The following is a 21,339-nucleotide window of genomic DNA, read 5'->3' as shown; positions in this document are numbered from 1 at the left end:
TTCGTATGAATTTCGCAATGCCTGCGCGGCCCCTTATGGACCGTCATCCGCCGGTCCTCCCCCAATATTTGGACTCAACTTCTCGCTCGGCGCGTCGCTCGAGGGTGTCGAGGCACCGGCGGCGTCGATCTTAAGTTCCACGGGCGTCCCGGGCTTCAGATCGCGGGCGGCCGAGCCGACCAGGATATATTCACCCTCCTCGACGCCGGCGAGTATTTCGATGGTGTTATTCACCTGGTCGACGAGGCCGGGTTCGAGATAAACCCGCTGGGTCTGACCGTCGCGAAGCACCAGCGCCGTGGGGTTTTTCTCGCTTCGGTCGACCGCATCCAGGGATACGAAAAGCCCGCGGCGCGCCTCGGCGATGACGCGGCCTTCGGCGAAGAGGCCGGCCACAAGTTGCTGATTCTTATCGTCTTCTGAGATGTCGACGATGATGGGAATCTGGCGCGTCTGAGCTTGGGCGACCGGGTCGACCCGCGCGATCACCCCGCGAAACTCACGCTCACGATAGCCGCGCACACGAAACTCAACGGGTGTGCCGACCTTGAGCGTCTCGGCAGATTCGGCCGGCGCGGTCGCCTCGAATTGAACGCTGCTCGGGTCAACGACAGTGAATAGTAAATTGCCGATGCTGACCACATCTCCCGCGTCGACCGCTCGCTCGCTGACCACGCCGTTCATGGGCGCGCGAACGGTCGCGTCGCCGAGCGACTGCTCGGCCGCGACCAGCGCCGCCTCGGCTTGCCCGACCTGAGCTCGCGCCGCCGAGACCTGGTTTTTGGGGATGTCGATGCGGTTGGGCGCGAAGGCGCCCTGGTCGATAAGATGTTGGGTGCGCTTGAGTTCGGCGCGCGCCACGTTGAGTTGCTGTTTGCTCGAGCGCAGCGCGACCCGGGCGGATTCGACATTCGCGCCGACCGCGTCCTTTTTAATGCGCGCGAGGACCTGCCCGGCTGTGACCGGCTCGCCGCGCTCCACGTCGACTTCCGTGACCTCGCCGCCCAACTCAGCGCGCACGCTCGACGTCTGCTCAAGGCGAGTGCTCCCCGAGATGCGCGGCCCCGCCGCGACCCGCCCGCGGCGCACCTGCGTGACGTCGGCCGCCGCGAGCAAAAGCGGCGCGTCGGCCACATCTTGCTGCGAAGCATCGGGCCCCTCGCGCGCGCACCCGGCCAGGCAAAGCCAAAGCGCTGTCAAAATGATGGCCTCAAGACGCGCTCTTCCCCCTAAATCTGGCCATTTCATAATCACCGCGTCCTTTGTCGGCTGCTCGATTCTGGCGCTGTATGCCGCGCGCCGATTGCGCGTCACTCCGGCCGGGCTTGGCCCGCCCTTAATAAAGTTGACACCCTACGCAGATATCGTACAAAGGACGTGCAACACGGTGCATCACGGTGTAACTTTAGAACGTTGCGCTTGTTGTTTCGGCATGCTGATTAGGTTTTTTACCTTTGGCAGCGCCCAAATCGCAGGTTCGCATTATAAATACCGCTTATTTCTGCTTAGCCCCCAAATATAACTCATGAACTTCCCGCAAGAAGAGCCCAAACCTGATTTCTTCCGCTTCGCTGTCTGCGCGGCCGGCCTCTCGTGCCTGGCGGTGGCGTTTACGTCATTTAACGCCGGCGCCGATGAACCGCCGGTCGTCGACGAGCAGGTCATCGAACAGGTGCAGGTGGATGAGGCAAAACGGATCGCCGAGCGCGCCGCGGCCACCGAAAATGTGCTGCGCAACCTCGACCCCGACGGCGCGGCTGAGGCGAATGTCGCCGCCAAGCAGAACGCACGCGCGATCGCTCGCGCGGCGTATAATTTCGCGCCGGTTGACGTCGAAGTCGTCCCCCGTGACTGGGTTGAGGCCGGCCTCGACATCAGCAAGGCCGTGCGCGAAGGCGATAAGCTCGTCCAACACCTCCCCAACGGCGGTAAGGTCTATCTGACGCTTGAGCCCGACGTGCAAAATCGCATGACCCGGGTCTTTGACGAATATAATGTCCCCCACGGCGGCAGCGCCCTGGTCGAGCCCGAAACCGGTCGCGTCCTGGCCCTGGTCAGCCACTCGCAGGCTCAGCCGACCAAAGAGAAGCTCGCGCGCCGCCCCATCGCGCCCTCGGCGTCGGTCTTTAAGGTCGTCACCGCCGCCGCGTTGATTGAGAGCGCGGGCGTCGACCCGACCGCGAGCTTTTGCTATTCCGGCGGCATTCGCCACCTCAGCGAGTCCAATATCAAGGGCGACCTGAGCAGCGGCCAGCGCTGCGGCGACCTGGGCGACGCCCTGGCCTGGTCCATCAACTCGATGATCGCGCGCCTGGCCTACCAGAAGTTGAGCCGCAATGATCTTCAGGTCTGGGCGCAGCGCTTCGGCTATAATAGCGAGATTCCCTTCGAGCTTCCCGTCGAGATCAGCAAGGCGGAGTTCGGCGATGATCCCTATGAGCGCGCCCGCGCCGCGGCCGGTTTTTGGCATACCTATTTGAGCCCGCTGCACGGCGCGTTGATCGGCGCCGCGGTCGCAAACGACGGCGTCATGATGCAGCCGACCATCGTCGACAAATATGTCGGCCCCTCGGGTCGCACCCTTTACGAATTCAAGCCGCGCACCTTGCGCCGCGTGATGTCCAAGAAGACCGCGACCGTCCTGGGTAGAATGATGGAAGGCACCGCCGACCACGGCACCGCGCGCAAATATTTCCAGAACCGGCGCGACTTCCCCAATAGCATTCAGGTGTCGGGAAAAACCGGTACGCTCTCGGACAAAGACCCCTATCTTGGCTACACCTGGTTCGTCGGGTTTGCGCGCAGCGCGAGTGGCAAAAAGGCCGCCGTTGGCGGGCTGACCTGCAACACCCCGATCTGGCGCATCAAGGGCCCGTGGGTCGCCAGCGAAACCCTTCGAAGCTATTATAATGTGCTCGATAAACGCGAGGCTCAGGCCAAAGATGAGGTCGCGCTTCGCTAACTCCGCCGCGCACTGACTTCGCCCCACTCGGAGCGCCGCCCCTTCGGCGGCGCTCCGCGCGAGACTGACTATGCGGCTGAGCATCGCCACCAAAATCTTCCTCGTCTTCACCGCGCTCGTTGTTTTATTCACGAGCGTTTTGATGTTTAGCACCTACCGCACGCAGACCCTCTACGCGCGCATCCAACGCCTCAATGAGACCGCCGTTCCCGTCTCACTGCTCCTGAGCGACGTCCAAACCGACCTCAAAAGCTTCAACGTCGTGCTCAATGAGCGCGACCCCCTGGTGTTGCGACGTACCCTGCAGATGACCCAGCTCGTCTACTTCCTGCCGGACCGATTCACCCAGACCTTGGAGCGCGCGCGCGAACTCGCCGGGCAGGCAAACCTCGAGGAGATGATCGCCGATGACCAGGCCCCGGCCGACGGCGCGCCCGACCCGTCGACCCTTGAGACGCGCCTTGCCGACCTCCACGGGCGCGCGCTCGACTTCGCCCAGCAATCCTCTCGATTCACCCGACTGGTGCTCGACGATAAGCCGCGCCCCGACCCCGACGCCTACGCTCAGAATATTCGCGAGATACAGGCGGACCTCGGCGAGCAAGCCCGCGAGCTCGACCGTGAGATTACGGCGCTTCGCGGGGAGCTTCGCACTCGCACCGACCAGGCGCTGGCGCGCGCCAACGACCGGCAGCGCTCAAGCCTCTACGCCCTGGGCGCGCTGAGCCTGGTGGCGTTGCTGGTCGCGGTCGCCCTGCTGGTCGCGGTGCTGCTGACGGTACGCCCGCTGAGCACGCTCACGGCGGCCGCGCGGCGTATCGGTGAGGGCGACTATCGCCCGATTGAGGGGATTTTAGAGAAGCGGCGCGGCAGCGATGAGATCACCCTGCTCACCCGCGAGTTCAACGCGATGGCCGAGAGTCTGGCTGAGCGCGACGCCCGCCTGCGCGAGCAGCACGAGCGCCTGCTTAAGTCCGAGCGCATGGCCACCGTCGGGCGCATGACGAGCCTGATTACCCACGAGCTTCGCAACCCCTTATCGAGCATCAACCTAAACTCCGAGATGCTCCAGGAGTCCCTCTATGAGCGCGGCATCCCGGCCGACGACGCCGAGGTGATGCCGCTTCTAGAGACCATCGTCGCCGAGGTCGACCGCCTGCGCGAGATCACCGAAGAATACCTGGTCTACGCCCGCCTGCCGTCCCCAAATCTCGAGCCCAACGACCTGGTCGACATCGCCGAGAGCCTGGTCGACTTTCACCAATTCGAGTGGGGCCAATCGGGCGTCCAGGTCGTGCTGGAGCATGCCGAAGACACCATTGAGGTGCGCCTGGACGCCAACCAATTGCGCCAGGCGCTGCTCAATCTATTGCGCAACGCGGTCGAGGCCAGCGAGCCCGATTCAACGGTAGAGATGCGCTTGTCGAGCACCGACGCCCACGCAATGATCGAGATTCGCGACCACGGCGCAGGCATCTCAGACGAAGATAGAGCGCATATCTTCGAGCCGTTTTTCACCACCAAGATTCAGGGCACCGGCCTGGGCCTGGCGATGACCCAGCAGATTATCGAGGAGCATCGCGGCAGCATCGCGCTTCAAAGCGAGGTGGGTCGCGGCAGCATATTCACCATCCGGTTTCCCCTCGACAGCGCCAGGCGAGCGTCCCCGAAATCCTATTCGCCATAACCTCCAGCATTTTCGAGCATTGAATGGTGTTTAAATTTCGCCCCGAGGATGGCGCTGGTTCTGCCGAAACGACCCGGTCCCCCGGGTCGACCTCAACGCGCAAGGAGTCTCTATGAAGATCATGAGCTATAATATCCGCCTGGGTATCCAAGAAGGCATCGAGGCGATCGCCGAGGTCATCGCAGCCGAAGCTCCCGATATCGTCGCCCTGCAGGAAGTCGGAAACGGCTGGCGCATGGGCCCCAATGGCGACACCACCGCCGAAATCGCGCGGCTGGCCGGCTACGAATATTACTATTATGTCGCGACCATCTTCGAGGAGCCTGACTTCCGCTACGGGCACGCGATTTTGTCGCGCTGGCCGCTGGACTCCCACGAGGTCGTCGACTTTAGCCAGAGCATCGATGAGCCGCGCGCGGCGATAGTCGCGCGGATTCTGAGCCCCGATGGGCCGATTCAGGTCATCGCGACGCACCTGTCGCATAAGCCCGAGGAGCGCGCCTTGCAGGCGCCGGAGTTGATTCGTCTGCGTGACACCGTGCGCACCAGCGGAGAGCCGGTGTTGCTGCTGGGCGACCTCAACGAAACCCCGGAGGTCGCCTGGATGCAGGCGCTGGCCGATGGCATGGCGAGCGCCATGCGCCTGACCTCGGCGCCGACCTTCCCTAACCCCACGCCGACCATCCGCATCGACCATATTATGATGAGCGACGCGACGCTTACCCGCGCGGCGGTCATAAGCGAAGACGCCGCCTCCGACCATCGCCCGCTGGTCGCCGAGTTTAACCTCGGAGCAACGGAACAATAATCAGCAGCGGCGTCATTAAAATAGGCGAGCCGAGTCACCTCGGCTCGCCTATTTTTTTCGGGTGCTTAGCTGGCCTGACTCTTGAGCTTATCTTCGAGCTCATCGCGGGCCAGAATTAGCTCGGCCAGGGTCGCCTCGCGGTCGGCGAGTTCGCCCTCGAGCTCGGCGATGCGCGCCTGGAGCTGCTCGTCGGCGTCACCGTCGCCAGCCGCGGCCTCGGAGGCTGCGCTCAGCAGTTCTTCGAGGGTTTCGACCTGCTCGCGCAGCTCGTCTCGCTCAGCCTGCGCGGCCTCCAATTCACTCTGATGCTCTGCCTGAATCGCCTCGAGGTCGACCGCGTTCTCGTCGCCTGCCTGCGCAATTTGCTCGGCCATTTCGGCCATCTCGGCCAACTTCTCCTCGTGGGCGAGCTTGGCCTGCTCAAGCTCCTCGGCGATTTCGTCGCGCTGCTGGGCAATCTCGCCCAATTGACGGGTTAGCTCGCTTGAATCCGCGTTCAAATCGGCCATCTCATTGCGGGTCGATTCGAGCTGCTCTTCGAGCTGGCTGATGCGCTCATCGCGCGCCTGGAGGTCGTCGGCCGACGGGCCGGACTCAAGCATTTGCTTGGCCTCACCCAGCTCTGACTTAAGCAGCTCGTTGGACTGGACCAGGGCGCGCAAATCTCCGGAGAGCTCGGCGAAGATCTTTTTCTTCTTCTTATTATCGGCTTCAAAGCCGGCGACTTTCGCCTCGAGTTCCTCGATTTGCTCGACCCATTTGCGCCGATTGGTCTGCAGATAATCGGTCTCACGGGCGAACGCCTGCTTCTCGAGTTTATGGGCGTCGCGCTCGCGGCGAGCCTCGTCGCGCTCGGCGCTGACGATATCGATGCGCTCCTGGATATCCGAGAGCAACTCGCGGGTCTCGGCCAAGTCCTGCTGCAGCAGCGCGCGCTCTTCGAGCAACGCGTCGCGCTCCGTCGTCGTGGTGGTCAGCTGCTCAAGCGTGCTGGCGAGCTCTTCGCGCAGCGCGTTCACATTGGCTTCGGTCGGGCGGGCTTCCAGCGTCGCCTCAAGCTCCTCGACCTCGGCCTCGAGCTGCGAAATGGTCGCCTTCAGGGACTCTTCACGCGCGCTGAGGCTTTCAATCTCATCATGCTGAGATTTGGCGTGCTCTTTCAAGTCGGCGATCTGAGCGTCCTGATCTTCGACCGTCTTGTCGCGCGCCTCGACATCCTGGCGAAGGGCATCGCGTTGGTTATTGAGCTCGGCCAGATCGGTCTCAAGCGACTCGATGGTCGCCTCGGACAATTCGTAGCGGCTTTGCAAATCGCTGAGCTTCGCCTGCGTCTGCTCCAACTCACCGCCGAGCTGCGAGCTCTGGCTGGCGACGGCCGACTTCTCTTCGGCGATGGCGTTATAATCTTGCTGTACCTCGTCGAGTTCGCCCTGCAATTGGTCGATCTGGGCCTGGAGCGCCTCGACCGACGCGTCGCGCTCGCCGATGTCCTGGCGCGCGCTGGCCAGGGCTTGCTCAAGCTCGGAAATCTCCTGGCGCGACGCGTTGATGGTCGCCTTCGCCTCTTCGATCTCCTCAATCTCCGGGCGCTCATCGAGCTCGGCGCGCGCTTCCTTGAGCTGGCCAATAAGGGTGCGTCGCTCCTCGGAGAGACGGTTTCGCTCGCTGCGAAGCCGATCGAGTTGGCGCTGCGCCCCGCCCTGCGGATTCTGGGCGTTGGCGTCGATCTCTTCGAGCAATTTGACCCGCTCGGATTCAAGGCGCTCGACCTGGCCGCGCAACTCCTCCAATTCCATCTGCGCGACGCGGCTCAGCTGGGCGGCGTCGGCCAGCGGAGCCTGCGCGGCGGGGAGCTCTGCGACCGGGGCTTGGGCCACGGGCTGCGGCTCTCGCGGAGCCGCCATCCCGCTGAGCATATCGCCGCGGGCTGCGTTGAGCGTGTCGTCGTTGTCCAGGGAGTCGTCAACAGGCTCGATATTGAGCGAGTCGACCGGGACTTCTTCTTCGTAGAAGTCCCCGTCATCGGCAAAATAGTGGATATCCTCGTCGTCTTCGTCCTCTTGGTAGGGATAGATCCCCTGGGCGGTGCCCGCGGGCTCATGCGCGTCGGAAGCCTCGGTCAGGACTTCCTCGAAATCTGAGTCTTCGAGCATTAAGGGTTCGTCGTAGCTCTCGCCAAACGACTCCCCAAAGGCCTGGCCGCCGTCATGGCCGACCGCGTCGCTATAAAAGTCGTCCCCGCCGCCGGTGGGTCCCAGATCGGCGAGGTCATTATTATAGGCCTGCTGGCCGAAGGCACCCGCGCCAAAGGCTGGCTCGTGCGCAGCCGGCGGGCTGGGCATGCCGAAGTCGACCTGCGCGGTTTCCACGAAGTCCAGCGGAAACTCGCCGGTGCGGATGCGGTCGCCGTCTTCGAGCGCCTGGTTCTGGACACGGTTGCCATTCACATAGCTGCCGTTGGAGCTATTGAGGTCGTAGAGCGTGACCTGCCCGCCGTCGAAGACTATTTTGGCGTGTTTGCGTGAAATCGATGGGTTATTAACCCGAATGGTATTGCCCGGGTTTCGACCAATCGTGACCTCCGGAGCGTTCGGGCCGATGTCGACCGAGACTTCTTGACCAGAGTCGGGATCCTGATAAATCAATTTCGCCACAGATACACCTTCCTAAGGTGGAGGAGAAGTTTTACGACGCTCGATAATTTCGATAGGACGCCCGCAGGTGCGGCGGCGGGTGCCTAAATTACTGAGCGCGGATGTTGCTGATAATGTGTTAATCTGAAAATTCGGGAAGTTTCGGCGCGCGGGCGTTGACCCAAGCGCGACCGGTTCCCATATCTTCGGTTTCCTACTATATTTGCGCGAAGCGCTTGTCGCGCGAACTAACAATATCTGCCGCCTAACCTATCGTGCAGCGTCACCGTTGCCAAGTGCTTTAGCCGCATTCGGCCGATGATTATTTGTGACGCCAATAAGTATTCCAGAAAATAAGAGGACGTGTTGAATCGAATTGGCCCAGAACTTCATGCCGAGCGCCCCAAAGTTGTCGCCTTTGGCGGGGGCAAAGGCGGCGCGGGACGCAGCACCTTATGCGCCGAAGTCGCGCGCTCGCTCGCCCGCAAAAACCAGCGCGTCCTCTGCCTCGACGCCTCCTGGGCCTGCCCGACCCTCAACGTCTTATTGCACGCCGAGGAGCCGCGCTTTGACTTCCACGGCGCCCGATTGCTGCCGATTGGGGCCGAAGGCGCGCATATCGCCGATTTTATTATCCCCACGGGCGGGAAGAATATCTGGCTGGCCAATATTGGCGCGGCCCGCCATTTCCCGTTCGTGCGCCCGCGGCTGGGCGCCGATATTTTGATCGCGCAATTGCACGAGCTCGACTTCGATTGGATCTTGCTCGACCTGGCCGCCGGCCTCGACCCGCTCGACGTCGGGCTGTTCACCCTCAGTGATATTCCGATTTTGGTCGGCACCCCGGAGCCCGCGGCGGTGCGCACCATCACTCAATATCTTCGCTCGGCGTTTTATCAGGCGCTCGGCTACCACCCGCAGGCGCCCGCGATTCGGGAACAATTGCTCGAAATGCTCTACGAGCAGCCGCTCAATATGAACCTGGACAGCCTGCTCGCCAGCGCGCGTGGCGCCCAGATGGCCGAGCAAATCGTGCTGGAGAGCGGCCAGCGTTTTGAGCCCTATTTGCTCATCAATCTGGTGCGAGAAGGCTCGGAGCGCGACCTCAGCCATGTCCTCTGCCACGCGTGGCATCGGGAATTGAATATCTTCCCGCGCGTGATCGCCTCGGTCGAGTACGAGGACCGCCGCTGGTTCTATAATCGGCGCACCAGCGGGCTTGGGCCGGGGCGCGGCGACGAATCGCTGTCGCGCGATACCGAGGCGCTGGTCAAAAACCTCTTCGATATCTCGTTGCTCGACGCGCGGTTTCCGCGCCCTGCCCCGCGTGGGGAGAACGCTCATCCCGCACTTCAGCTGGGGATCAGTCGCGAGACGCCGAAGAACGACCTTCGCCAATATTATCGTCGCCTCTGGGAGAGCTACCGGCGCGAAGAAACCCTGGCACTGGTCTTTGGAAACCCCGAAGACCGGGTGCGCATCGCCGACGACCTGGAGCGCAAATATCGCGAAGTTTTAACCATGCCAAACGAAGTCTTTGGCAATGACTCCAGCGGGCGGAGCCCGGCGAACGCCCCGCAGCCGCGAACCCAGCCGAGCGCGAGTGGCGCGTTCTCGCCGCCGCGCCTTGCGACCTCTTCAAAGCCCGCCCCGCCCAAGCGGCGCGCGCCTGCTGCCGGGAGCACCCCGCCGCCCACACCTGATGCGAAGCAGGACGCCTCCCAAATCGACGAGGTCGGCGAACCCACTGAGCGCATGGGTTCCCTGGCCCCGCTGGGGGCGAATAAGCAGTCCCCGGGAGAGTTCGTCGCCGCGATGCGCCGCGAGGCCAACCTCAGCCTGCAGGACCTCAGCTTGCGCAGCCATATCGGCATTAAATTCCTGACCGCCATCGAAGACGTCGACCTTGAAGTGCTGCCTCGACCGGTCTATTTGCGCGGCTATCTGCGCGAAATCGCGCGGATCTTGGAGGTCGACGCCCAGCCGCTGATCGACACCTATTTCCGCTATCTCGATAATCAATAATCCATCGCTTCACTCTCGAATTAAGAGCCAATTATCATGAGCATTCTCATCACCGGCGGCGCCGGATATATCGGCAGCCATATCGCCCACGAACTCGTCGACCGCGGCGACGACGTCGTCATCCTCGATAATCTGAGCACCGGCGTGCGTGAGAACGTCCCCGCCAAAGCCGAGTTCGTCCAGGGCAATGTCGGCGACCGGGACACCCTTTCGGCCCTGTTTAAGGCCCACCAAATCGACGCGGTGATGCACTTTGCCGGCAGCATCGTCGTGCCGGAATCGGTCGAGAATCCGCTGAAATATTACGACAATAATACAGCGGTTACGCGCACGTTGCTCGAGGCCTGCGTGGCCGAGAGTATCGATAAATTTGTCTTCTCAAGCACCGCGGCCGTCTACGGCATGCCGCACGCCGACGAACTTCCGGTCACCGAGAAGACGCCGACCGTGCCGATCAATCCCTACGGCCGCTCCAAGCTGATGACCGAGTGGATGCTCCAGGATATTTCGCACGCCCATGATTTTCGCTATGTCGCGCTGCGCTACTTCAACGTCGCCGGGGCCGACCCGAGCGGGCGCACCGGGCAGTCGACCCCGGCCGCCACGCATCTTATTAAGGTTGCGTGTCAGGCCGCCCTCGGGGTACGCGAGCAGCTCGGCGTCTTCGGCACGGACTACGAAACGCGCGATGGCACCTGCGTGCGCGATTATATTCACGTCACCGACCTCGCCAAAGTGCACCTCCTGGCCCTTGACGCCCTGCAAGCCGGCTCGCCAAGTCGCGTGCTCAATTGCGGATACGGGCGCGGGTTTACCGTGCGCGAAGTGATCGATTCGGTGCGCCGGGTCAGCAGCGTTGATTTTGTCACCCACGACCTTGAGCGCCGCGCGGGCGACCCGCCGGAGCTGATCGCGAACGCCGGCGAGCTGCGCGCTCAGTTTAATTGGCAGCCCGAGCACGACGACCTCGATCATATCGTGGAGACCGCGCTCAAATGGGAACGCCGCATGATGCGCTAAAAGGACTATTATTTTAGCGCAAGTTAAACTAATTTGGCGCCGCACTAGGATCGCCGTCGCCTAAGCGCGGCGTCCGACCGTACATAATTGATAGATTCAGGTAGCAAAGAAGCGACTAGCTAAGAATTCAACCCCAACACCGAAGAAGTAAAACATGCCTTTTCCAAGCCCTTTCTATCGCTGGCGTCCCCACCCCTGGCACGGCCTCTCGGCGGGTCCCGACATGCCGAGCGTCGTCCACGCCTATATCGAATTGACCCCCTTTGATTCCGTAAAATACGAAATCGACAAGGAAACCGGCTACCTGCGCGTCGACCGCCCGCAGCGCTATTCCTCGCAGCCCCCGGCGCTCTACGGCTTCATCCCGCGCACCTATTGTGGACCGCGCGTGCTGGAATTGTCGGCCGACGTCGCCGACGAAGCAGACCGTGACCCGCTCGACATCTGCGTGCTCAGCGAGCGCCCGATCAGTCGCGCCGAGGTCCTGCTCAACGCGCGCGTGGTCGGCGGCTTCCGCATGATCGACGACGGCGAAGCCGACGACAAAATCATCGGCGTGCTCGACAACGACTCGTTCTACGAGCATGTCCAGGATATCGACGACCTGCCGACCGTCATCGTCGAGCGTCTTCGCCACTATTTCACCACCTATAAGACCTCGCCGACCGATACGGAGACCACCAACTGTATCATCGACAATATCTACGGTCGCGAGCGCGCCTTCGAGGTTATCAACGCCTCGATGGCCGACTATGACGAGCAATTCGGGAACTAAGCGGTCCCTGAATTGAGTGTTGTCGCAGCATCCTAAGCCGGCCCCGAGCCCCTCTTCTTTTGAGGGGCTCGGGGCCGGTTTTTTGATTGCCGCTCAGATTGAGTTTGCCCACTCCGGCGGCAAATTCTCGACTCTTTACCTCTTGCGCCAATGCGACGTACACTCAGGTCTATATCCGCGTGCTTTGCTGATATTCCAATATATTCATATCTGTTCATATCAGGTTTGTCGGAGTTTTCTGTGCTCACACCGTCCAAATTTATGCGCCCGCTCTGCACCGCTAGTTTTGTCGCGTCCCTGAGCCTCGCCCTGGTGAGCGCGGGGTGTTTCGACGACAATAACCCGCCCCAAGGCCTGAGCTCAGCGCAGGAATCAGCGGGACCGACGGTTGTCTTTGACCTGGACACCTGGCCCTTCCCGGACATCCCCTTCCCGAACGACCTCGCCACGCGCGTTGACCCGAGCAGCCCGACCGGCAAGCGCATCAACGTCTCGTTGCAGGGGGCGAGCGACGCCGAGGCGAAGGTGCGCGATTATGTCAATCGGATGAGTGGGTTTGGGGTCTTCACCCCGATCACCGTCGCCTTCGACGCCCCGCTGGATATCGAGAATATCATCGCTCGCCACCAGGGAAGCGTGCCGGACCTGGCCGACGACGCGGTCTATATTGTCAACGTCGACCCGAAGAGCCCAAATTTTGGCGAGTTCGCGCTGATCGATATGGGCGCCGGCAGCTTCCCGCTGACGCTTGACCGCCCGGATGGGTATTTCGCCAATGACCCGCGCCGCCTCGGCACAAACCTGCTCTTTGAGACTTACGAAGAGGTCGACCTCAACGGCAATGGTGTCCTGGACCCCATTGAGGACACCGACGACGACGGCGTGTGGGACCGGCCAAACACCCGAACCGTGGGCGGTGACCTCTATGATGTTGGCGAAATGCTCGACTTTTATGAGCGCGAGACCAACACCCTGGTGCTGCGCACCCTCGAGCCCCTCGACGAGAAGACGACCTACGCCGTGGTGCTCACCGATGCGTTGGTAGGCGAGGACGATGCCCCGGTGCAGAGCCCGTTTAAGTCCATCAACCACCTGCGCCAGACCGAGGATTTGAACCCGCTAAAAGAGATCCTCCCGGCGAAATTCCCGCAGCGTTTCTCCGAATCCCTCGACTCGGTTCGATTTGCATGGACCTTCACCACGGGCGCGCCGACTCATACGCTGGAGACAATCCGCGCCGGTCTTTACGGCCACGGGAGCCTCGCCTGGCTGGCCGAAGAGTACCCGGCTGAATTCAAATTATTGCATAACCCGGGCGAGCCCGGCCGCGCCGAGCCGCTCACGTTTAGCCTGGAAAATATCATTCCGCTCATCGCCCCGGCCGCCTCCCAGGCGCTGGGCTCAGGGGGCAACCTCTCCCTGCTCGAAGACGCCATCGGCGAGATCGATTATATGGTCTCCGGCAGCTTTATTTCGCCTTATTTCTTGGGCGATAGCGACGGTCTGGCAAAGCCCGGCGCGGACGCCACGATTAAGAGCACGAACCCGCAGGATGAGGACGAAGTCTTCGATGTCGACACCGAGACCGGTCGCGCGCGCGTGCGCCCCGGCGAGGTGAGCTTTCATTGCGCGGTGCCGGCGAGTCGTCCGGGGCGCACCCAGCCGTATCCCGTGGTGCTCTATAGCCACGCGATCGGCTCGACGCGTCTTGAGATGATCGCCTTCGCCGGGCAATTCGCCAAATTCGGCCTGGCCTCCTGCGCCATCGACGCGGCCGGGCACGGGATCAATATCCCGCCGGATATCAACGATATTCTGGAGACCGTCTCCTCACGTCTGGGGCTGCCCGGCTTCGGGGCGATGCTGCGCCATGACCGGGCGCGCGACCTCGTCAACAACGGCGAGGTTCAGACCGGCGAGGACTTCTTTACCTCCGAAATTCTGCACGCCCGCGACATGATTCGGCAGACCGCGGTCGACCAGATGCAGCTGATTCGCATCTTGCGCAGCTTTGACGGAAAAACACGCTGGAGCGCAGATATTGACACCGAGGACCCCTGGATTGCCGACAAGATCGATATCGTCGGGGGCTGGGACCAGACCGGCGATGGCAAGGGCGAGATTCGGGGTGACTTCGACGGCGACGGCGTGGTCGATTTCGGCGGAGAGCAGCCCTATCTTGCGTTCGGAACCTCTTTGGGCGGGCTTCAAACCGGCGTGATCTCGGGGATTGAGCCGACCATTCGCGCGGCCGCGACCAACGCGGGCGGCGGCGGTCTGGGCGATATCGCGGCGCGCACCAGCATTCGAAATGTGCGGGTGGGCGTGTTTTTGTCGATGTTTGGCCCCCTCTTAACCGGGACCGCCCCGACCAATGAGGACGGCGAAATCACCGGGCCGATGACCCTGGAATGGCAACTTCCCAGCGGCATCCGCGACGTCTCGGTACGCTTTGGCACGCTGGAGGGCATTGAGAATGGCGACCGCGTCGTTCTTCGCAACCCCAAGCGTGAGTCCCGCGGGTTTATCCCCGAGGAGGAGCGCCAGGCGGCGGTGCTGGTGCGCGGCGGCAGGTTCCGCGTGGGCATCGCCGCGGACGCCAAGAGCGCATCGGCGCGCCGGGCGATTCTGGGCTTCGACGCGAGCGTCGACGTTCAAAGCGACCTGATGCAATGCAAAGGCGGGACCCGCTGTGACACGGTCACCTGCGAGGGCTGGGAGTATTGCGCTGCGGACGTCACATGCCGGCCCCTTCATGAGTGCATTGAGCAATTCGACCCGGCCTCGGTCGCCCCCGAGATGGCCGACGAGCTCGCCGCCCACACCGCCCAGACGCCGACCGACTTGGGCGACCCGCTCATTATCGAGGTTTATGGCAGCGATGGAAAAATGAAACAAAGCATTGATACTTTCCCCGAAAATCTTATCTTTCAGAATATTCTTTATCCGCAAGGCGCCCCGCTCGCCTCGCTGATTACGGGCTGGGGCTTGAAGCGCCAGACCCCGCGTTTTCGTAAGTTTTTGGGAATCTCCCAGATGCTTTTGGAGGTCGCCGACCCGGCGATTTACGCCAAGCATTATAATCGTGACCCGCTGAAATACCCCTATGAGACCCCGGAATTCCAGAGCGGCTGGGCCAATATGCTGGTGGTCGGCACCCTGGGGGACCAGACGGTGCCCATCAATTCGGCGCTGTCCTTGGCGCGCTCGGCGGGCATCCTGGACGCGGCCGATGAGGTCGAGGAATACGGGAGTACGCAGAACCAGTTCCTCAATGAGAACTTCGTGGCGGAAGGAATCTATTGGCTCAACCGTTTCCCCGAATACCCCGGGACCATCTTTGACCCGGACGACCTGGACGGCGGCCACTTCTACACGCCGCGACTTCCGGATAATATGGACCCCAACCCCGACGCGGCATATCCGCTTCGGGCCACCGTGCACACCGACCAGGGCATCAGCGCGCTACGCCTGCCCTATTTGGACACCCGCGGTGAGCACACATTCAATATTCCGAGGACCGACCGAGGGTTTGATATCTCAACTTTCATGACCAATCAGGTCGGCTGGTTTATGGCCAATTACGGCACCCAGCTCTCGGATGACCCCTGCATGGAGGCGCTCTTTATGGAGGAATGCGATTTCTTTGATGTCGAATCATTCACCCCGCCGACGATCAAATAGGCGTCGGGCGTATCATCATTGAGGCGAAGCCGGCGCGGCGAGGCCCGAAGACACTGTCGAATCTCAACACTTTTAAAGAAGACATATATGAACAAAGCTATCACGAACACGGTCGACACCATTTATAATGCCTATGACGACCTCGACCCCAGACGCGGTATTTACTGCAATCGATCGCTGAATCTGCGCTCGATCAAGGCGATTGGTTACGACATGGATTATACCCTGATTCACTATAACGTGAATCAATGGGAGGCCCGCGCCTACGCCCATATTAAGGCGGGGCTGTTGCAGGCGGGTTGGCCGGTGCAGGACCTGCACTTCGAGCCCTTCCAGGTCACGCGCGGTCTGATCATCGACCACGAGCTTGGCAACGTCGTCAAGGCCAATCGCTTCGGCTATATCAAGCGCGCCATGCACGGCACGCGCGCGATTGAGTACCACGAGATGCGCGCCAACTACACGCGCACCCTGGTGCACCTGTCGCAGCCGCGCTGGCTCTTTTTGAACACGCTGTTCTCGATCTCCGCCGCCACGATGTATATCCAATTGGTGGATCTGCTCGACGCCGGAAAACTGCCCGAGCAGCTCACCTATCACGAGCTCTTCCAGCGCATCCAACACACCCTGGACGCCGCGCATATTGAGGGCGTGCTCAAAGCCGAGATCATGAGCGACCCGGACCGCTACGTCGAGCTGGACCCCGACGTCCCGCTGATGCTGATGGACCAGCGCGAAGCCGGCAAAAAGTTGATGCTCATCACCAACTCGGAGTGGAAATACACCGAGTTCATGATGGACTACGCCATCAACCAATTCTTGCCCGAGGGCACTTCCTGGGAAGACCTCTTCGACATCGTCATGGTGTCGGCCCGAAAGCCCGAATTTTTCACGACCAAAAGCCCCGTCTTCGAGGTGGTCGACAAAGATAGCGGCGCCCTGCTGCCCACGGTCGGCGGGCTCAAGGACAATCGCATCTATCTGGGCGGAAACGCGGCGCAGCTCGAGGAGTATCTTGGCTGCTCAGGCGATGAGATCCTCTATATCGGCGACCATCTTTTCTCGGACGTCAACGTCAGCAAGAATATCCTGCGCTGGCGCACCGCGCTGATCATTCGTGAATTCGAGCGCGAACTCGAGACCGTGCGCGAGAGCGACGCTAGCCAGGCCGAAATCGCCGCGCTGATGGACCAGAAAAAGCGCCTCGAGGACCGCTACTCCCAGCTTCGCCTGGAGCGCCAGCGCAATCAGAAGGAGTATACCAAGCCGACCGGACACGACCCGGATGAGCTCAAAGAGATCATGCGCAAGTTGCGCAAGCGCCTCATCGAACTCGACTCCCAGATTCGCCCCCTGGCCATCCAGGACGGCAAGCGATTCAATAAGTTCTGGGGCTATCTGATGCGCGCCGGCAACGACAAAAGCCACTTCACCCGGCAGGTCGAGCGCTACGCCGATATCTACACCTCGCGGGTGTCGAACTTCCTGCATTATACCCCGTTTATGTATTTCCGTGCCCCCCGCGGCAGCCTGCCGCACGATCATGGGTTTGAACTTGGCGGCACCGAGGGTATGGATATGGAATAAACCTGCCGGCGCTCACGCGTTGTCGTAGGTCCTCCATAGTCTGATGCGATGCTACCGAGTTGAGAATCTTTTTGGATGAATGAACCCGCTAAAAAACAGGGTTATTTTAACCCGCGCGCGCTCTTTTCCCTGCCATTTGGGGACAGGAGCGCGCGCGGCGCGCGTCGGGATGCGTTCGACCCGAAGGGCTATTTTCAGCACGCTCGCCAGATTCTCACCAAGGCGCCGCTCCTCTTTGCGCTCAAGATTGGCGCGAGTGTGGCCAGCGGCGCCGTGTGGCTCGGCATCGCCCTCTTCGTGACGCTGCCCATTCTCCTGGTGCTTGGCGAGAGCCTCGAGAACGCGATGCCCGGCCTGGCCGGCATCAGCGCGACGGTGGCCGAGGTGCTCGCCTTCCTGACGCAGCCCGCGTTCGTCCTCGGTGCGCTGGGGCTCATCGCGGGCGCCTGGGCGACCAGCTTATGCCTGCACGCCTTCGCCTCCGCGGGAATCTGGGCGACCCTTCGCCGCGCGATTCACCAAGAAGCAGAATTTTACGCATCCGATACCAATAGCCTGCGCGGATGCCTCACGCTCCTAAAGGATGGTACAGCCTCTTTCGGGCGAGTGCTGGGTTTGCAGTTGATGGTCGCCTGCACCAGCGCCATCGTGCTGTTCTTGGGGGTCTTGCTGCTCAACGGCATCCTCTTTTCGACCACGCGCGGGGCATTCGCCGGCTCGCCGGTGTTGGTTCGCGCATTCTTGTGGGCGTGGCCGCTGACGCTATTTAGCAGCTTCGCCATATTGGTACGCCTGAGCACCGAGGTCGCCGCGGCGGCGATGATGCTCGACGACCTCCCCATTGGCCGCGCGCTCGCCAAAGGCGCGCGCTTTGTGGTCGACGCATTCGTGCCCGTCTACCGGCTGTTTCTTTATGCGGCGAAGTTATTTCTGTGGCCGCTCGTCTTCTATTATGGCGTCCTGATCGCGCAAAATCTCGTCTTTGTTATCCCATCGCTTTCGCCCTTATTCGCCGCGCTGCGGTTGCTGGCGTTTGTGATCTTATTTGTCACCTCCAGCGTCATTGCTGTTTTCTTTAAGGCTGCTATTTTCAGCTATTATCAGACCGCGAAGTCCGGCGGCGCGTATACATCCAACCGCCCCCATGCAGCGAAAATGGCCTCCTCTCAAAACTCGACCCGTAATAATATGCAAAAACCAGCCAGCCCCGCGCGAATTAAGATGACCAGCGAGACCACGCTTGATGACTATATGCCGGTCTCCTACCCCAATATTATCGATATTTCGGAGCTCGTTCGCGCGCCCAAAGAAGAAGCCGTCGAGCAACCGGAGGCGCCCTCCGACGCCGCGATTATGAAGACACATACTGGAGTCCCGGGCTTCGGCACGCTGCAAAAGGACGAGGACGCTGAGCCCGTCGAAGAAGCCCCAGAGAGCTCGGTTACGGAGGCCAAAGAGGCCGCCCTCGTCCCCGCGCAAGAAGACCAGGACGAGAACACGAGCGACGACGAGACCAGCTCGGGCGGATATAAGAAGCTGGCGATTCCAAAGCCTAACTTCGCGCCTCCGACGGACTCACAGGCCACGCCGGGAAGCAATGACGCTCAGGATAATGGCGCCACCGAAGCAGCGCCGACCTCAACGATTGTGGGGATGCCCGCCCCGCGAAAGCTCTCGATCCCGAAGCCTCCCGGGCTTTCAACGCCTGAGCGCACCGACGCTGAAGATGACCCTAATTCTTAAAGCTCTGCCCAAATATAAATAATGACGACAAGCGAAAAAACAGAAGCCTGGCGCGCGCTCTTTAGCAGCCTGAACATCGATATCGAGTCGAGCAGCCCTCCGGTGGACCCGACGACGCCCCAGGACGACCGCCCCTGGTTTCAAACCCTTACGCGCTTTACGCGCCGCGGTTTTTTGCGGGTTCTAGTCACGCCGTCGGCGCAGCATATCGGGGTTCATACCCAATACGCCGTGCCCGGTGCTGATAGCGAGTACGCGCAATCCCTAAAGGGTTACTTGAACACCCTTAGCGGCGCGAACTGGTCATCGGAGACCACCAACAGCCCCTGGACGCTGAGCGCAGAGGGGATTTCTCTGGCAAAAGCCAAAGCGGTGATTGAGGCGTTTCTTCGCGTCGCGGACCATATCGCCGCCGCCGAAGATGGCGCGCGTGCGAGCGTTTTGGCGGATGAATTCGGTTCAGGCCCCAAAAAAGAGTACGAGGCCCCGGCGAAATCGGTCGATCCCGTCGACAGTAATACTTCAAGTAATCCTTTTGAAACGATCGGGGATGGGAGTTCTTCGGAGAGCCCCTCGCTAAAGGCTGACACCGAGCGCGATTCATCCGCGACGGATAATCCGGGACTTCAGGCCTTTCGGGTGGCCGTGCGCGACGGGGTTATCCACGCCGATATCGACCTCAAGGAAAAGCCGACGAAGGACGCAGAGTCCTCGCTCCTCGCAGCCTTCGCCCAGGCCCTCCCGATTCGCTTTGACGTCGTCCTGCTCGCCGGGGACTTCGCCGACGCGAAATCACTCAAGAACTCAGTGCCCGCGAGCATCAAATTGATGATGCGCTCAAATATCGAAACCGAAACCGGCGAAATCGCGGGCGACCTCGGGCGCTATTTCGAGCGGATTAAGAAATTCAATGACTTTGGCCTTCCATTGGTGGAAGCGCTCGGCGGCAAGTCCGCGGTTGGGGATAAAAAGCCGGTGAGCCGCGCTGCGAGGCCTGCCGAACCAGAGCGTATATCACGCCGCTCGTTTGGCGCAGCGGTCGCGCCGGCGTCCAACGAGGCTGCGACCGAGAGCAACGCCTCCGGCAACGTCGTCCTCTCGTTTGGCGGCGGCGCGCTGGACGTCGAGGATATCACCTCCGATGCGCTACGCCCCGGGGACTATACCGATCCGCGCATTCGCCGCGACGACGCGACCACCCCGCTGGTCGACGTCGTGCTTCGCCACCCCGGGTATAGCGACAAGAGCATGCGCCAGGTCTTAAGCATCCTCTTGGATGTCAGCTATTTCGACGCAACCAAGCTCATCGAGCGCGCCCCCTGCCTGATCGCCTGGGGCATCAGCCAGGAGCGCGCAGCCGAGTTCAAGAGCGTCATCGAGAACGCCGGCGGCCGCGTCACGTTGGTCGAGCCTGACTCGCTGAGCTAAGCCAACTGAGCGCCGGGCAGGGGCCGGTTATCGCCCCGTCCACTCGGGGTCGCGCTTGCCCAGGAACGCCATGATGCCCTCGGTCGCGTCATCGGTGAGCGTGTTGATGGTGAGCTCGTTTTGCAGGGTCGCCAGCGCCTGCTCAAAGGTCATATCCTGGGTCTTATAAAACGCGCGTCGCCCCAACTTCAGCACCGCCGGCGAGAACCCGGCGATGCGCGAGGCGAGCGCCTCCACGGTCTCATTCAACTTCTCGGGCGCCACCGCCCGGTTGAGAATCCCGTATTCAACCGCCTCTTCGGCGCTTAGCCGCTCACCGGTGAGCATCATCTCCATCGCGCGTTTTCGGCCGAGATTGCGCGAAATCACCGCCATAATCATCATCGGAAATAGCCCAACCTTGACCTCGGGCGTGCCAAAGGTCGCGCCGACCTTGCCCACCGTGAGATCGCAGCTAAGCAGCAACCCCAGGCCGCCGCCGAGCGCGTGGCCATTGGCGCGCCCGATGATCGGACGCGCGCAGCGATTCATCGCCAGCAACAAGTCCGCAAAATCGGCGCGCGCCTCGTGCATGCCCAAAATCCCCTTGCCGCCAGCCGCCTCGGCCTGCGCATCCATCAGATCCGCGCCCGCGCAAAACGCCTTCTCCCCCGCCCCGGTCAACACGATAACACCGACCGTGGCGTCCTGGGACAACAGCCCAAATTGCCGCGTCAGCTCCCGGACCACCGCGCCGGACAGCGCGTTTCGCCGCGCCGGCCGGTTGATCGTAAGCGTCGCAATCGCATCTTTTTTATCGACAAGAATCTCGTCGCTCATCTGCCAGGCTCCATGCTTGAGTTTTCGCGCAATTTCGTTGGAAAACAGCGCGTCATTGCCATTGGACATGCCAGCGCGTCCACATTACAAAAGGTTGCGTGTGATTGTCCCCTAAATCCCAACACAATCAAGCCTGCGCCGCCGGCCCGGGCCTTAAATAAGTGAGCA

At 61.5% G+C, this 21,339-nt stretch carries 13 protein-coding genes; 10 read left to right on the top strand and 3 right to left on the bottom strand.

The annotated features are described in order from the left end of the window. Positions 1-33: 33 nt before the first annotated feature. The gene (locus DN745_RS07825; protein WP_162687536.1) at positions 34-1,200 is read right to left on the bottom strand and encodes an efflux RND transporter periplasmic adaptor subunit; all 1,167 of its coding nucleotides are present in this window, start codon (positions 1,198-1,200) and stop codon (positions 34-36) included. Between the two features lie 325 nt (positions 1,201-1,525). Here DN745_RS07825 and DN745_RS07820 point away from each other — a divergent pair, with 325 nt between their 5' ends. The 3 genes from DN745_RS07820 to DN745_RS07810 all read left to right on the top strand — a co-directional run bounded on the left by DN745_RS07820 (position 1,526) and on the right by DN745_RS07810 (position 5,457). Beyond that, the gene (locus tag DN745_RS07820) at positions 1,526-2,962 is read left to right on the top strand and encodes a penicillin-binding transpeptidase domain-containing protein (protein WP_111333596.1); all 1,437 of its coding nucleotides are present in this window, start codon (positions 1,526-1,528) and stop codon (positions 2,960-2,962) included. 70 nt (positions 2,963-3,032) lie between these two features. After that, on the top strand, positions 3,033-4,649 hold the full coding sequence (locus DN745_RS07815) for a sensor histidine kinase (RefSeq protein ID WP_111333594.1): 1,617 nt from the start codon (positions 3,033-3,035) through the stop codon (positions 4,647-4,649). Between the two features lie 112 nt (positions 4,650-4,761). Next, positions 4,762-5,457: an endonuclease/exonuclease/phosphatase family protein gene (locus DN745_RS07810; protein ID WP_111333592.1), complete on the top strand. Its 696-nt coding sequence runs from the start codon at positions 4,762-4,764 to the stop codon at positions 5,455-5,457. A gap of 65 nt (positions 5,458-5,522) precedes the next feature. Here DN745_RS07810 and DN745_RS07805 read toward each other — a convergent pair whose 3' ends face one another. Further along, positions 5,523-8,111, bottom strand: coding sequence for an FHA domain-containing protein (locus DN745_RS07805; protein ID WP_111333590.1), 2,589 nt, complete (start codon positions 8,109-8,111; stop codon positions 5,523-5,525). Positions 8,112-8,453: 342 nt separating this feature from the next. Here DN745_RS07805 and DN745_RS07800 point away from each other — a divergent pair, with 342 nt between their 5' ends. The 7 genes from DN745_RS07800 (at position 8,454) to DN745_RS07770 (ending at position 20,352) form a co-directional block, all read left to right on the top strand. Beyond that, complete coding sequence (locus tag DN745_RS07800; protein WP_111333588.1) at positions 8,454-10,115, top strand: helix-turn-helix domain-containing protein; 1,662 nt, start codon at positions 8,454-8,456, stop codon at positions 10,113-10,115. 36 nt (positions 10,116-10,151) lie between these two features. Beyond that, positions 10,152-11,135, top strand: coding sequence for a UDP-glucose 4-epimerase GalE (galE, locus tag DN745_RS07795; protein ID WP_111333586.1), 984 nt, complete (start codon positions 10,152-10,154; stop codon positions 11,133-11,135). A gap of 154 nt (positions 11,136-11,289) precedes the next feature. Further along, complete coding sequence (locus DN745_RS07790) at positions 11,290-11,910, top strand: inorganic pyrophosphatase (RefSeq protein ID WP_111333584.1); 621 nt, start codon at positions 11,290-11,292, stop codon at positions 11,908-11,910. Between the two features lie 240 nt (positions 11,911-12,150). Further along, positions 12,151-15,594, top strand: a complete 3,444-nt coding sequence (locus DN745_RS07785) for a hypothetical protein (protein ID WP_133621977.1) — start codon at positions 12,151-12,153, stop codon at positions 15,592-15,594. Positions 15,595-15,681: 87 nt separating this feature from the next. Beyond that, positions 15,682-17,181 carry an HAD-IG family 5'-nucleotidase gene (locus tag DN745_RS07780; RefSeq protein WP_111333580.1) on the top strand — a complete coding sequence of 500 codons (1,500 nt, stop codon included), beginning with the start codon at positions 15,682-15,684 and terminating at the stop codon, positions 17,179-17,181. A gap of 75 nt (positions 17,182-17,256) precedes the next feature. Next, positions 17,257-18,924, top strand: coding sequence for a hypothetical protein (locus DN745_RS07775; protein WP_111333579.1), 1,668 nt, complete (start codon positions 17,257-17,259; stop codon positions 18,922-18,924). A gap of 21 nt (positions 18,925-18,945) precedes the next feature. Further along, positions 18,946-20,352, top strand: a complete 1,407-nt coding sequence (locus DN745_RS07770; protein WP_111333577.1) for a hypothetical protein — start codon at positions 18,946-18,948, stop codon at positions 20,350-20,352. 27 nt (positions 20,353-20,379) lie between these two features. On the opposite strand, the gene DN745_RS07765 is transcribed toward DN745_RS07770, so the two are convergent. Continuing rightward, positions 20,380-21,240: an enoyl-CoA hydratase-related protein gene (locus DN745_RS07765; protein WP_204355111.1), complete on the bottom strand. Its 861-nt coding sequence runs from the start codon at positions 21,238-21,240 to the stop codon at positions 20,380-20,382. Positions 21,241-21,339 lie beyond the last annotated feature (99 nt).

This window comes from Bradymonas sediminis, from assembly GCF_003258315.1.
Taxonomy (GTDB): domain Bacteria; phylum Myxococcota_A; class Bradymonadia; order Bradymonadales; family Bradymonadaceae; genus Bradymonas; species Bradymonas sediminis.
The sequence above is the reverse complement of the archived record's forward strand: the minus strand, read 5'-3'. Positions and strand labels throughout refer to the sequence as shown.

Coding starts and splice junctions, on each gene's coding strand:
- DN745_RS07820 (WP_111333596.1), top strand. CDS start 1,526: ATGAACTTCCCGCAAGAAGAGCCCAAACCTGATTTCTTCCGCTTCGCT.
- DN745_RS07815 (WP_111333594.1), top strand. CDS start 3,033: ATGCGGCTGAGCATCGCCACCAAAATCTTCCTCGTCTTCACCGCGCTC.
- DN745_RS07810 (WP_111333592.1), top strand. CDS start 4,762: ATGAAGATCATGAGCTATAATATCCGCCTGGGTATCCAAGAAGGCATC.
- galE (WP_111333586.1), top strand. CDS start 10,152: ATGAGCATTCTCATCACCGGCGGCGCCGGATATATCGGCAGCCATATC.
- DN745_RS07790 (WP_111333584.1), top strand. CDS start 11,290: ATGCCTTTTCCAAGCCCTTTCTATCGCTGGCGTCCCCACCCCTGGCAC.
- DN745_RS07780 (WP_111333580.1), top strand. CDS start 15,682: ATGAACAAAGCTATCACGAACACGGTCGACACCATTTATAATGCCTAT.
- DN745_RS07775 (WP_111333579.1), top strand. CDS start 17,257: ATGAATGAACCCGCTAAAAAACAGGGTTATTTTAACCCGCGCGCGCTC.
- DN745_RS07770 (WP_111333577.1), top strand. CDS start 18,946: ATGACGACAAGCGAAAAAACAGAAGCCTGGCGCGCGCTCTTTAGCAGC.
- DN745_RS07765 (WP_204355111.1), bottom strand. CDS start 21,240: ATGTCCAATGGCAATGACGCGCTGTTTTCCAACGAAATTGCGCGAAAA.